General features: G+C 28.5%; 18 protein-coding genes. 11 read left to right on the top strand and 7 right to left on the bottom strand.

Annotated features, from left to right (window positions below):
* Positions 1 to 55: 55 nt before the first annotated feature.
* From carA to ACNI3D_RS01080, 5 genes are read right to left on the bottom strand one after another with little or no spacing between them, the layout of a single operon-like run.
* Positions 56 to 1,174, bottom strand: a complete 1,119-nt coding sequence (gene carA, locus ACNI3D_RS01100; RefSeq protein ID WP_419767977.1) for a glutamine-hydrolyzing carbamoyl-phosphate synthase small subunit — start codon at positions 1,172 to 1,174, stop codon at positions 56 to 58.
* Between the two features lies 1 nt (position 1,175).
* The gene (locus tag ACNI3D_RS01095) at positions 1,176 to 1,727 is read right to left on the bottom strand and encodes a DUF507 family protein (protein ID WP_129101657.1); all 552 of its coding nucleotides are present in this window, start codon (positions 1,725 to 1,727) and stop codon (positions 1,176 to 1,178) included.
* Between the two features lie 5 nt (positions 1,728 to 1,732).
* A complete protein-coding gene (locus ACNI3D_RS01090; protein ID WP_419767976.1) occupies positions 1,733 to 2,986 on the bottom strand; it encodes an adenylosuccinate synthase in 1,254 nt (417 codons plus the stop codon).
* Between the two features lie 5 nt (positions 2,987 to 2,991).
* Entirely contained in the window at positions 2,992 to 3,837 is an 846-nt protein-coding gene (locus tag ACNI3D_RS01085; RefSeq protein WP_129101659.1) for an ATP phosphoribosyltransferase regulatory subunit, read from the bottom strand.
* On the bottom strand, positions 3,834 to 4,946 hold the full coding sequence (locus ACNI3D_RS01080) for a pyridoxal-phosphate-dependent aminotransferase family protein (protein ID WP_419767975.1): 1,113 nt from the start codon (positions 4,944 to 4,946) through the stop codon (positions 3,834 to 3,836). Before ACNI3D_RS01080 ends, ACNI3D_RS01085 begins: the two co-directional genes overlap by 4 nt.
* A gap of 197 nt (positions 4,947 to 5,143) precedes the next feature.
* Here ACNI3D_RS01080 and ACNI3D_RS01075 point away from each other — a divergent pair, with 197 nt between their 5' ends.
* The 8 genes from ACNI3D_RS01075 to ACNI3D_RS01040 all read left to right on the top strand — a co-directional run bounded on the left by ACNI3D_RS01075 (position 5,144) and on the right by ACNI3D_RS01040 (position 9,609).
* Positions 5,144 to 5,332, top strand: a complete 189-nt coding sequence (locus ACNI3D_RS01075) for a hypothetical protein (protein ID WP_129101661.1) — start codon at positions 5,144 to 5,146, stop codon at positions 5,330 to 5,332.
* Positions 5,333 to 5,551: 219 nt separating this feature from the next.
* Complete coding sequence (locus ACNI3D_RS01070) at positions 5,552 to 6,118, top strand: YceI family protein (protein WP_419767974.1); 567 nt, start codon at positions 5,552 to 5,554, stop codon at positions 6,116 to 6,118.
* Between the two features lie 98 nt (positions 6,119 to 6,216).
* A complete protein-coding gene (locus ACNI3D_RS01065; RefSeq protein WP_419767973.1) occupies positions 6,217 to 6,720 on the top strand; it encodes an NADPH-dependent FMN reductase in 504 nt (167 codons plus the stop codon).
* Positions 6,721 to 6,723: 3 nt separating this feature from the next.
* Positions 6,724 to 7,428 (top strand): pirin family protein, encoded by a 705-nt coding sequence (locus ACNI3D_RS01060; protein ID WP_419767972.1) that lies wholly within the window; start codon positions 6,724 to 6,726, stop codon positions 7,426 to 7,428.
* Positions 7,429 to 7,458: 30 nt separating this feature from the next.
* Entirely contained in the window at positions 7,459 to 7,899 is a 441-nt protein-coding gene (locus ACNI3D_RS01055; RefSeq protein ID WP_375725289.1) for a MarR family winged helix-turn-helix transcriptional regulator, read from the top strand.
* Between the two features lie 9 nt (positions 7,900 to 7,908).
* Positions 7,909 to 8,685 carry a DODA-type extradiol aromatic ring-opening family dioxygenase gene (locus tag ACNI3D_RS01050; protein WP_375725288.1) on the top strand — a complete coding sequence of 259 codons (777 nt, stop codon included), beginning with the start codon at positions 7,909 to 7,911 and terminating at the stop codon, positions 8,683 to 8,685.
* A gap of 88 nt (positions 8,686 to 8,773) precedes the next feature.
* Positions 8,774 to 9,415: a CDGSH iron-sulfur domain-containing protein gene (locus ACNI3D_RS01045; RefSeq protein ID WP_419767971.1), complete on the top strand. Its 642-nt coding sequence runs from the start codon at positions 8,774 to 8,776 to the stop codon at positions 9,413 to 9,415.
* The gene (locus ACNI3D_RS01040; RefSeq protein ID WP_419769007.1) at positions 9,403 to 9,609 is read left to right on the top strand and encodes a pirin family protein; all 207 of its coding nucleotides are present in this window, start codon (positions 9,403 to 9,405) and stop codon (positions 9,607 to 9,609) included. The genes ACNI3D_RS01045 and ACNI3D_RS01040 overlap by 13 nt, the downstream gene beginning before the upstream one ends.
* Positions 9,610 to 9,638: 29 nt before the next feature.
* Here ACNI3D_RS01040 and ACNI3D_RS01035 read toward each other — a convergent pair whose 3' ends face one another.
* Positions 9,639 to 10,079 carry a hypothetical protein gene (locus ACNI3D_RS01035; protein ID WP_419767970.1) on the bottom strand — a complete coding sequence of 147 codons (441 nt, stop codon included), beginning with the start codon at positions 10,077 to 10,079 and terminating at the stop codon, positions 9,639 to 9,641.
* 45 nt (positions 10,080 to 10,124) lie between these two features.
* Positions 10,125 to 11,120 carry a phosphoribosylformylglycinamidine cyclo-ligase gene (purM, locus tag ACNI3D_RS01030; RefSeq protein ID WP_419767969.1) on the bottom strand — a complete coding sequence of 332 codons (996 nt, stop codon included), beginning with the start codon at positions 11,118 to 11,120 and terminating at the stop codon, positions 10,125 to 10,127.
* A 104-nt stretch (positions 11,121 to 11,224) separates the two neighbouring features.
* On the opposite strand from purM, the gene ACNI3D_RS01025 reads away from it, so the two are divergent.
* The 3 genes from ACNI3D_RS01025 to dapF all read left to right on the top strand — a co-directional run bounded on the left by ACNI3D_RS01025 (position 11,225) and on the right by dapF (position 13,165).
* Positions 11,225 to 11,779 (top strand): spermine/spermidine synthase domain-containing protein, encoded by a 555-nt coding sequence (locus tag ACNI3D_RS01025; RefSeq protein WP_375725285.1) that lies wholly within the window; start codon positions 11,225 to 11,227, stop codon positions 11,777 to 11,779.
* A 61-nt stretch (positions 11,780 to 11,840) separates the two neighbouring features.
* Positions 11,841 to 12,431, top strand: coding sequence for a dephospho-CoA kinase (gene coaE / locus ACNI3D_RS01020; RefSeq protein ID WP_419767968.1), 591 nt, complete (start codon positions 11,841 to 11,843; stop codon positions 12,429 to 12,431).
* Complete coding sequence (dapF, locus tag ACNI3D_RS01015) at positions 12,428 to 13,165, top strand: diaminopimelate epimerase (RefSeq protein ID WP_419767967.1); 738 nt, start codon at positions 12,428 to 12,430, stop codon at positions 13,163 to 13,165. Before coaE ends, dapF begins: the two co-directional genes overlap by 4 nt.

Genomic DNA, 13,165 nt, shown 5'->3' with positions numbered 1-13,165 from the left:
AAATATACAGTTTATTTTATTGCTTTTATTCTTCACAAAAAGTGAAGAATAAAATTTACTTTATCATCTCTGCAAATTGTTTAAAGATGTACTTAGAATCATGTGGTCCAGGACTAGCTTCTGGGTGATGTTGAATTGAATAAATGTTCTTATTATTATATCTCACACCTTCAATTGTATTATCAAATAAGTTTTTATGAGTTACTTGAGCTATTTTTACAATATCATCAGGAACACTATAATTATGATTTTGTGCAGTTATTTCAACTACACCATTATTTGCAACAGGATGATTACCACCATGTTGTCCAAACTTTAATTTATATGTATCAAAACCATGTGCAATAGAAAGCATTTGGTGTCCTAAACAAATTGCAATGATAGGAATATCAGTCGCAATTAATTTTTGAACTTCTTCTTTTTCTTTTACTAAAGTAAGGGGATCACCTGGTCCATTTGATAAAAATATTCCACCAATCTCTTTTGCTTCATATCTAGCTATTAAATCATCAGCTTTAAATGATGAAGGTACAACTTCAACTTCAAGACCAGATTCAACTAACTCATTTAAAATATTTCTTTTTACACCAAAATCTATAACAACTATTTTTTTATCACTCATTACTGCTTTATTGTAAGAAAGAACTTGATGATTCCAAGCTCCATTTTTATGTATATATGGCTCTTTTGTACTAACTTCTTCTATATAATTGATATCTTCTATTCTAGGACTTGCAGCTAATTGTTTAGCTAATTCTTCTTTGTCAGAAATTTCTGTAGATGCAATCATCATCATTGCACCTTCATCTCTAATCATTTTTGTTAAATATCTTGTATCAATATCTTTAATTCCCAAAACATTGTGCTCTTCTAATAAAGAACATAAATCACTTTCACCTCTATAATTAGAGTATTCGTGATGATAATTTCTAACTATTACACCTTTACAAAAAGCTGTACTACTTTCCATATCATCTTTATTTACTCCTACATTCCCAATTTCTGGCATAGTAAAAGTAACAAATTGCCCAGCATAACTTGGATCTGTGATTATTTCTTGGTATCCAGTTAAAGATGTATTAAATACAATTTCACCAACTGTTGTACCTTTTGCACCAAAAGAATTTGCTTCTAGAAATGTCCCATTTTCTAAATATATCCATACTTTTTGCATATTACATTAACCCTCTTTTTATTAACTCTTCTTCATATAATCTATGATAAACAATATCATACTCATCTGTGCCTTGTATCAATTTTCTTTTATAGTTTTTAATTTTTTCATACACTGCATCATCTGCTTTTTCAAACCCATCTAAGAACTGACTAATAGAATCAAAAATTACATTTTTTACTTTATTATCTGAAACAGTATAATGAATATAATCCTCTTCCCAAAGAAAGTCTAATAATTGATGTGAGATATCTGAATATCTATCTTCATTATTTAATATCACTCCAAACTCATTTGCAAGTCTTTTTTTAGTCATCCAAAAAAGTTGTCTATAATCAGCATTTAAGAACTCTATTTCTTCTGCTTGTTCTGCTAGTATCTCATCAACTTTTTCATCTAAATCATGCTCTTTTTCGATATCTATATCTAAAATTCTTTCCACTTCTCGTGTGATTTCTTCTTTAGTTTTTCTTACTTCTACAAATTCACAATTTACCAAATCTCTTGATATTCTTCTTGCGATATAAGGTGTATGATGTAATTTCATTTTCATAAATGTTATCCTCTAATTATAGTATCGTCTCTCTCTGGTGATGTAGAGATTATACCTACTTTTACACCAGTTAATTCTTCAATTTTATTTATATATTTTTTTGCATTCTCAGGTAAATCTTCAAATTTTCTAGCACCTGCTAATTTATCCCACCCTTCAAACTCTTCATAAATAGGTTTTACATTATTTAAATCAGATGGCATATAATCTATTCTTTTTCCATCTAAATCATAAGCAACACAGATTTTAATTTTTGGGAAACCATCTAAAACATCAAGTTTCATTAAAGACAATTGATCACAACCATTTAATCTAGCAGCATGCTTAACAGCAATAGCATCGAACCAACCACATCTTCTTCCCCGTCCTGTTGTAACACCAACTTCTTTACCAATATCAGCAATTTTTTGTCCATCTTCAGTAAAATCTTCTGAAGGGAAAGGTCCATTTCCAACCCTTGTTGTGTATGCTTTTACAATACCAGTTACAATGCCTATATCTTTTGGTGAAATTCCAAGTCCTGTACAAGCTCCTGCACTTACACAAGAAGATGAAGTTACATAAGGATAGGTTCCATGATCAATATCTAATAAAGTACCTTGAGCACCTTCTAATAATATTTTTTTGTCATTATCAATTGCATCCCAAATCATATTTGTAGTATTTGCAATAAAAGGTTCTAATTTTTCTTTATATGAAGTTAATAATTCTATTAATTCTTCTTTATTTGGAGTAGCTATTTCTAAAACATCAAAGATAGCTTTACTTTGTGCAAAATAATCAATTATTCCACTTGCTAATTTACTTGGATTTAAAAGTTCCCCTACTCTAAAACCAGTTCTACTAATCTTTTCAGCATAAGCAGGACCAATTCCTTTTCCTGTAGTTCCAATAGCTTTATCACCTTTTAGTCTCTCTTTTGCTTGGTCAATCATAGCATGATAGGGAAGATTTAAATGTGCTTTATCAGAAATGAAAAGTCTTCCTTCTAAGTTTTTAAATTGTTCCATCTCTTTTATAATTGATGATGGGCACAAAACGACACCATTACCAATTATATTTATTGCTTTTGGATTTAAAACACCAGAAGGAATCAAATGTAAGGCATACCTAACTCCCTCAACCCAAATTGTATGTCCTGCGTTATGTCCACCTTGGCTTCTACAAACAACATCATAATTTTGGGCAAGCATGTCAACCATCTTACCTTTACCTTCGTCACCCCATTGGATTCCTACTATTAAATCAGCTTTACTCATCTTCCTCAATCCTCTAAAATTTTTAATAAATTATCTGTATAAAGTGCAAAACCTAGTGAACTTATTCCATCATCACTATATTTCCCACCTTTACATATTACAAAGTTATTGTGTATAACTCTAAAATAAACATCATCATAATACTTTAAACTTCCATGATATAATGGAGCAATTACTAAATTATCATACTCAATTTGAGATGCAGTATTTAAAAGTTTTTCTAAATGAATTTTTATTTCACTTGGAACTAATAATATACTTTGTTTTAAATCTTCAATACTTTTTACTCTAATTAAAGAGTTTAACCAAGGTATATCTAAATCAAATAATTGCGCTATTTCACCATTTTTAAAAAGTTCAATATCTATTTTTAACTCTTTTGCTACAAGCTTTGGAATATTGATATTTGATAACTGTAAAATAGGTTGAACATTAATACTTTTTAAAATATCTGCTGTTAAATTTAAAATATCACTTATGTTATCATGGTCTATCCATTCACATCCTATTTGATACTGCTCTTTTGATGGATAAGAAAATATAGGTTGAATATAAAACCATTTTTTGTGCTTTGTAGTTCTTCCTAATCTTTTTGTAATAATTCTTACCACATCTAAAGAAGAATCTGCTCTTAAAGATACTTGATTATTTTGAATATCTGAAAAACTAATTAATTTTTTTTCATCTTCTATTGATTGATGTTGAGAATATGAGAAATTAGGAGTAACTATCTCTTCAAAGTTATTAGAATATAGTATATCACTAATTTTACTTTCTAATTCTCTTTTTAATTTTGCAGTTTTTCCAAAATAAAGACGACTTCCTTTTGGTATCTCATGAGCATAAATCATTCATTACCTTTAAAAGTAAACATTGCAAATACTTTATTTGCCGTCCCATCAAATTCTCTAAGACCTAATTCATCCATTGCTAACTCTACTGCATTTACGGCCCAAGCAGCTTCAAAGTCTTCTACAAGTCCCATATGATTGATTCTAAAAATAGAATTTTTTATATGATCTTGACCACCTGCAATATTTACATTATATTTTGTTTTCAAAATTTTTCTAATAGCTGGTGCATTTTCTGTATAAACTGTTGTCATAGCATCAGCTGGTGTTTTTGGATATATTTCACAACCAATGGCTTTTAAAGCTTCTCTTGAAGCTTTTGCTCTTAAGGCTGTTTTCTTATATAAATCATCAAATCCACCATTACTTTTTATATGTGTTAAAATCTCTTTTAATCCAATAATTAAAGTTGTTGCTGCTGTCCAAGCTGTTGTATTCGTTTTTTGTACTTTTATCTCTGTTGCTAAATTAAAATAATACCCTTTTAAAAGAGTTTGGATTTTTTCAACAGCTGCATTGCTTAATCCAATCATTGCAAGACCAGGAGGAAGCATTAGTGCTTTTTGACTACCAGTAATTACAGCATCAAGATTTGTTGTATCAATTTTTTCTACACCAACGGCAGTAATTCCATCAGCTACAATCATAATATCTTTATTAAATTCTTTTACTTTTTTTGCTAGTTCTTCTACTGGATGTCTAAGTCCTCCAGCACTTTCACATATTTGTATAAAAATGGCATCAATTTCACTGTCATTTCTTAGTGTTTCCATTACTTTTTCAACACTAACAGGGGTGTTCCATTCATTTTTTATTTCAGTATATGGTAGGTCATAAGCTTTGCAAATTTTTCCAAATCTCTCACCAAATTTACCTGAGTTAATTGTAAGAGCTTTTTTATTCACTAAATTTAAAATACAAGCTTCCATTGCACCTGTTCCACTAGAAGCAAGCATCACAACCTCATCCATTCCGTATAATTCTAATAATAATTCTCTAGTTTGTCCAAAAATAGATTCAAACTCTGGTGTTCTGTGATGAATAGTAATATCAGCCATAGCTTTTCTTACAAATTCTGGTACTGGAGTAGGACCTGGAGTCAATAACATTTATTTTCCTTAATTTTCTTTCATTTGAGTAAAACGATAGATTTTATCTAAAAATATATTATTAATTGGTTAAACACAAATTAGGAAATTTATATTAAAGTTTGTGAAAAAAACTTGACAAAGCTAATATTATTCTATACAATCTATATATAATATTACTTTTTTTAAAAAGTAATAGATAAAATTAAAGGATAAACATGTCAAAAGTATTAAAAGAAAAAAAAGTTGCTAAAATAGCAAAAAAAGTTGCTACAAAAGCTACAAAGAAAAAAGCAGATGCTAAAAAATTAGCTAAAAAAATTACTAAGAAAGTAACAAATTTAAAACTATCAAAACCAAAAAAAGCTAAAACTGCTGCTAAAAAAATCGCTAAAAAAGCCTCTTAAATAACATTTGCCTAAAGAATTTATATTTTTTAGGCAATTTTACTTGACATTTATTACTAATTAGTAGTATAATTCTCACATGGATTCAAAATGAACTAGATTTTATTTTGTAATCTTTCATAACTATGAATTATAAAATTCTTATAATGTTTTCAGAAGTTGTTGCTTTGAAAAAAGTTAAATACAAATACTACTAATTAGTAATTAAAAAGGAAAAAAATGAATATTGTAAAATTAGGACTAATCTCTATCTTAACAGCAGGTGCATTATTTGCAGGAACTTATAATGTTGATGTAACTCACTCAAACCTTGGATTTAAAGTTAAACACTTAATGATTTCAAATGTAACTGGAAAATTTGATAAGTTTAATGGTTCTTTTGTTTTTGATGAAAAATCTAATACATTGACAAGTTTAAAAGGTACAGCTCAAGTTGCTTCTATCAATACTGAAGATGCAAAAAGAGATGGACATTTAAAATCTGCTGATTTCTTTGATGCTGCAAACCATCCAGAATTAACATTTGATTTAGAAAAAATTGAAGGTGATAAAGCATATGGGAAACTTACTATTAGAGGTATTACTAAATCTGTAGAATTTGATTATGACAATAATGGAACAGTTACCGATCCTTGGGGAAATAAAAGAGTTGGTTTAGAATTATCAGGAAAAATCAATAGAAAAGACTTTGGTCTTAACTGGAACAAAGCATTAGAAGCTGGTGGAGTTTTAGTTGGAGAAACTGTTAAAATCAATATCGAATTAGAAGGTGTTTTAGCAAAATAAAGCATCCAGATGTTACCAGGTTATTTACTTGGTAACATCTAAATAGTCGAACTTTTTAAAAGAGTTTAAAATATATAATAATATTTAAGGAATAAATTATGATATTAATATTTGTAGCAAGTTTAAATGAAAATATGAAATTAGCAAAAAATTTACAAGAACAATTGAAAAATGAAAATCTAAATAGTGAAATAATTAATTTAGTTGAATTAAATCTACCTATGTATGATACATTAAAAGAACAAAATGATGGTATTCCCACAAAGATTAATGAATTATCAGAAAGAATGAATAAGGCAGAAGGATTTATATTTATTTCACCTGAGTACAATTTTTCACTACCACCAGTATTAGTAAATACCATTGCTTGGCTTTCAAGAATAGGTGATGACTTTAGAGCACTTTTTACTCTTAAAAAAATACAATTAGCAACACATGCAGGTAGTGGTGGGCAAGATGCTTTAAATGCTATGAGAACACAATTTACAAGACTTAATGCAATTGTATTACCAAGAGAAATTCTAACAACATATACAAAAGCATTAAATCTTGAGAGTTCACAAAGAATTATTAGTCAGTTTGCTAGTGTAGTAAAAGGATAAATTATGTTAAAAAAACTCTTAAAAGAGAATATGGGAACATCAAATCTTGGTTGGTTGGAGAGTCGTTTCCATTTTAGTTTTGCAGAATATAGAAATCCAGATAATGTAAATTTTGGAGTTCTAAGAGTGATAAATGATGATATTATACATCCAGATAGTGGTTTTGGTACTCATCCACATACAAACATGGAAATAATCTCTTATGTTATTGATGGAGAGATTACTCACAAAGATTCTATGGGAAATGAAGAGACCCTTAAAAGAGGAGAAGTCCAATATTTAAGTGCAGGAGATGGTATTTATCACAGTGAATATAATCTTAACAAAACTAAAGATTTAAGACTTTTACAAATTTGGATTATCCCACCTAAAAGTTCTTTACCAAGACTTTACGGTTCAAAAAGATATTTAAAAGAAGATAGAGAAAACAAATTATTAAATATAGTCTCTTCAGAAAAAGGTGATGCAGAAATTAAAATTCACCAAGATGTAAATTTTTATGTAAGTGAATTAGAAAAAGATAAAACAATTGAGTATAAAATCGATAAAGATAGACAAGTTTATTTTGTACAAATTGAAGGTACTTCAACAATTAATGGCATTGAATTAAATTATGGTGATGCTATGGAAATCACTAAAGAAAATGAAATTACTATTAGTGCTATTTCAAATTCTCATTTCTTATTTATAGAAATGAAGGAAGCCTAGGCTTTATTTATTAAAATTAAAGGAAAAAGAATGGTAAAAACTTATGGAGAAAGAACAGATAAATCGATGAGAACGGTTGTTAGATTAGAAAAAGCATCACTCAAAATAACAAATAAAACTCTTTCTTACTTATCTCAACATGGACTTACTTTTAATCAATTTAAAGTTCTAGAAGTCCTATACCATAGGGGTGATTTAAATATAAGTTCTATAACAAAACTTACTATGAGTACTCCTGGAAATATAACTGTTGTAGTAAAAAATTTAAAAAGAGATGAATGGATTACTTCAATAAAAGATCCAAATGATAATAGAGCATCAATTTTAACAATTACACAAAAAGGTAAAGAAATTATAGAAAAAGTATTTCCGGAACATTCAAAAAATTTATATAAATATATGGAAATACTAAGTGACGAAGAATTAGATACTTTATACAACTTAGTTAATAAAGTTTACAAAGCGAATTAAAGGAAAATAATGTTCCCAAGTTTATATGTATCACATGGAAGTCCTGCCTTATCAATAATGGAAAACAGTACTACTTCATTTTTAAAAAATTTATCATCAAATTTTGATAAACCTAAATTTATCTTAGTTGTTTCAGCCCATTGGCTCACTAAAGATTTGAAAATATTATATGAAGAAAGTCCTCATACAATACATGATTTTTATAATTTTCCAAAAGAATTATACGAGTTAAAATATGAAGCAAAAAGTGACTTAAAAAAATGTGATGAAATAATAAATTTAATTGAAAGCTCTGGAATAAAAATAGAAAAAGATACTTCAAGAGGTGGATTTGATCATGGAGTATGGTCACCTCTGAGTTTAATATATCCAAATGCAAATATTCCAATTATTCAACTGTCTTTACCTTTAAATTTTGATTCTAAAAAACTTTTTGAACTAGGAGTTGTTTTAAATAAATTAAGAGAAGATACCCTAATTATTGCAAGTGGTGCTATGACTCATAATATTATGAACTCAAATTGGGAAGATGAAAATGCAAAGCCTACTTCGTATGCAAAAGAATTTAGAGATTGGGTTGTTGAAAATATTCAAAAAGGCAATGTTGAGTCTTTATTAAATTATGAAAAAGAAGCTCCAAATTTACAAAAGAATCATCCCTCAAAAGAGCATTTTTTACCTTTATTTGTAACTTTTGGTGCCTCAAATAATCATATTGGAGAATCCTTACATAACATTTATATGTATGGAAACCAATCTATGGATACAATAATATTTAAGAAATAATCGATTAATAATAGTATTGTAGACTTTTATTGTTGGTTTTTAGAATAACAAGTTTTAGGTTCTTATTTATTATATAAAAGGAGTACATATGAATCAATTATCAATTATCCCTATAGAAAATGGCCCTTTGAAAATTTCAAACTTAAGTAATAAAACTTTAAAAAATATAATATTTTATGACACTTTGCCCATTACATTAGAAAAAAGCATTTTTATTTGCAGATGTGGAAAATCTAAAAACCAACCTTCTTGTGATGGAACTCACTTAAAAGATAATTTTACTTCAGAAAAAAAATTAAATGAAGAGATTATTCAAGTTTATAATTCAAAAGATGTAACCGTAACTTTTAATCGCTCTATTTGTGCAGGAAGTGCACAATGTGTTAAAGAGTTTCCGACCATTTATAGCTCGGAGAGTTCACAAGACTGGATTAACTTAGATGCAGAAACAACAGAAGAAATAATCAAGTCAATTGAAGCCTGTCCGTCTAGTGCCTTATCCTATTCAATAGAAAATGAACAAATTATGCAAGATTATGAGAAAGAAAATATCAATATACTAAAAAATGGTCCAATTAGCGTAGTTGGAGCAGTTGATTTAAAAATTGAACACTGGTCATCATTTGCTAATAAAACTAAATTTACCTTATGCCGTTGTGGAGCATCAGAGAATAAACCCTTTTGTGATTATTCCCATGCTTCATTAAAAGATGACTCATACACTTTTTAAAAGTCATAAAAAAAAGTTTAGATTTTACATTAAACAAAGGTAGACAAGTATATTTTGTACAAATTGAAGGCTCTTCTACTATAAATAGTATAGAAATAAACGAAAGAGATACTATGGAAATAACAAAAGAGAGTAATATCCAAAAAGCAATTGAGAACTCTCATTTTCTTTTTATTAAGATGAAAGAAGCATAATTATTTTATTAAGCTTCTTTCTCTATTAATTAAAATGGCAATCCACCATTAATATTAATTGAATACCATCTATTGTAGTTTTTAGCATCTGAATAAGTGGCAAAAGCAACTAACTGAACAGTTCCATTTCCATCACTTGCTTCACTAGTAATAACTCCATATCCCATATTAGCATCTCCAGGAATTTTCTGTAAACAAAAACCTGCAGTACTATTTCCTTGTAACAAAAAAGGAGTATTAAGTTCTGCTCCACTTGAACTATATGTACCATCATAAATCGTTCCATCTTTCTTATACAGTTTAATGGTTACGCTAGCCCCAATATTATTAATATTACTTACATTTAAACAATAATTTGCTGTTGGGTAATGCATCCAGTTTGGGATAATTGCACTTCCTGCAAATAATGTTGAATTTAAAAAAAACAAAAACCCCACAGAAATTATTTTTCTAAAATATGATTTAGACATTTATTCTCCTTTATAATTTTTAATTAATTATTGTATCTTACAAAACTATATAAATTCTACGCCTTTTTCACCTTCTGCAATTTCACCAATAACATATCCATCAGTATTAGCTAAAACGGCATCTACATTTGCAGGGTTTACAACTAAAACCATACCAACACCCATATTAAATGTTCTATACATCTCTTCTACTTCAACATGTTTAGACATAAATTCAAAGATTGGTAGTACTTTTATTTTACTTCTATCTACTACTGCTTTAAAATTATCTGGTAAAACTCTTGGCAAGTTTTCAGTAATCCCACCACCTGTGATATGAGCTAAAGCATTTATGTTCTCTTTGTTTGCTTTGAACTCTTTTACATAAATTCTAGTTGGCTCTAATAATACGTCTTTTAATGGTTTTCCTTGAAAATCATCATCTAAAGACATAGCAAGTTTTTCTAATAATAGTTTTCTTACAAGTGAAAAACCATTTGAGTGAACTCCTGAAGATGGAAGTGCAATCAAAGTATCTCCAATAGAGATTTTATCTATTCTATTTAACTCATCTTTTTCAGCAATCCCAACACAAAAACCAGCTAAATCAAAATCACCTTCTTTGTACATTCCTGGCATTTCAGCAGTTTCCCCACCTACAAGGGCACATTCACTTCTAATACAACCTTCAGCTATTCCTTTTACAACTTGTGTAGCTTCTTCAACTTCTAGTTTTGCTGTTGCATAATAATCTAAGAAAAATAGTGGCTCACCAAAATTACATAATAAATCATTTGTACACATAGCAACTAAATCAATACCAACTGTGTCAAACTTTTTAGAATCAATTGCTAATTTTAGTTTTGTTCCAACACCATCAGTTCCTGAAAGTAATACTGGTTTTTTGTAACCACTTGGTAACTCAAAGGCACCTGCAAAAGAACCTATTCCTCCAAGTACTCCAGGGATCATTGTTGATTTAACATATGGTTTAATATTTTCAACAAATTGATTTCCTGCGTCTATATCTACACCAGCATCTTTGTAACTAACTGTGCTCATTCTTCACCTTTTTTTTTATTTTTACAATTAAAGTAATTATCTTTTATTAATTTAAAAATTTTTCGCTATTATAACGAAAATTTAATAAAATAAAAGGACTAATAATGTCAAGTGTTGAAAACAAAAACTTTGCTTTTAATGAAATGATTGTTCATGTTCCCCTGTGTACGCACAAAGAACCTGAAAATATTTTAGTTATAGGAAACTGTGACGAAGAATTAAAACAAGAAGTTGCAAAACATAAAGTAAATGTAGAATATGGGGATATTTCTTTATTAAACTCTAAAAATGAAAAAAATATTGATGTAATAATTTTAACTGATATAAATATTGATGAAATAGTTTTAGCAAATATTCAAAGAGTTTTAAAAGATGATGGATTAATTTCATATAAAACTGATAGTTATTCTAAAGATGCAGATAGATTAAAAAATGATTTAACAATCACAGGAGCTAACTTTTGGATTTGTATGCCCTATAGTTTTGGACATACAACTTGTGTATTAGCATCTAAAAAATATCATCCAACAGCTGATATTATTTTACAAAGATCTGATTTACTTGTGGACTTAAACTACTATTCTACAGAGATTCAACATGCATCTTTTGTATTTCCAACTCATATTCAAAAAGAGTTAACAGGTATTGCAAAGCGATAAGCTTTGTAGTACAAAACTCCTTCCCCTTTTAAATTAATCAATTTTATTGTAAAATCTAATAATGAATAATGAAACATTTAAATATGCTGTGGCATTAACAGGTGGTATAGCCACAGGTAAAAGTACAGTTTGTAGTCTTTTTAAGCTACATGGTTTTTTAACAATTGATGCAGATAAAATAGCACATAAACTTTTAGACAGACATAGTAGTAAAATAGCTTCAATGTTTGGGCAAGAGTATGTAGAAAATGGAAAGGTTCTTAGAAAAAAACTAGGACCAATCATATTTTCAAATCAAAAAAATAAAGAAAAATTGGAAAGTTTTATTCATCCTTTAATAAAAGAAGAGATAGAAAAAGAGTCTAAAATATTTGAAGAACAGGGTAAACCATATCTTATAGATATTCCTTTATTTTATGAAAAGATGAATTATCCTATCAAAAAATCTTTAGTAGTTTATACACCAAAAGAGATACAAATAGATAGATTGATGCAAAGGGATAATATAGACAAAGAAGAAGCGAAATTAAAAATTTCAAATCAAATGGATATAGAAGAAAAAAAGAAATTAGCAGATTTAGTAATTGATAATTCAACAAATTTAAGAAATCTTCAAAAAGAAGTTGAACGAGTTATAGGAGAACTTATATGACATATACAAAATACAGCGCCAGTGGAAATGACTTTGTAATATTTCACACACTAATAAAAAAAGACTATTCACAAGATGCTATAAATCTATGTAATAGAACTGAGGGTATTGGTGCAGATGGACTAATTGTTATTGTTCCAAATCAAACAGCTGATTTTGAATGGCTTTTTTATAATAGTGATGGTAGCGATGCTGCTATGTGTGGAAATGGTACAAGAGCAGTGGCACACTATGCTTATAATAATGGCTTAGCTCCTTCAAATATGAAATTTCTAACACAAGCTGGATTTATACAATCAATTGTTGATGGAAATATTGTGGAAACACAAATGACTAAACCAATTGTAATAAAAGAAGAGTTTGAACAAGAGGGTTTGACTTGGTATTTAATTGATACAGGAGTTCCTCATTTAGTAACAATCGTTGATGATTTGGATAAATATGCCCATGACTTATGCGCAAAAATGAGATACGAACATAATGCAAATGTAAATTTTGCAAAAATTGAAGATGAAAAAATATTTGTTAGAACCTATGAACGAGGTGTTGAGGGTGAAACTTTAGCATGTGGAACAGGAATGGTTGCATGTTTTTTAAGAGCAAATACTTTAGGATTGGTAGATAGTAAATCTTTCGTTTATCCAAAAAGTAAAGAAGAATTAACAGTGAGTATAAAAGATGGTGAGCTCTTTTTCAAAGGTGCAGTAAAAAAAGTTTTTGTAACAGAGATATAA

Source organism: Arcobacter siniprincipis (SeqCode), from assembly GCF_048571125.1.
GTDB lineage: Bacteria > Campylobacterota > Campylobacteria > Campylobacterales > Arcobacteraceae > Arcobacter > Arcobacter siniprincipis.
The sequence above is the reverse complement of the archived record's forward strand: the minus strand, read 5'-3'. Positions and strand labels throughout refer to the sequence as shown.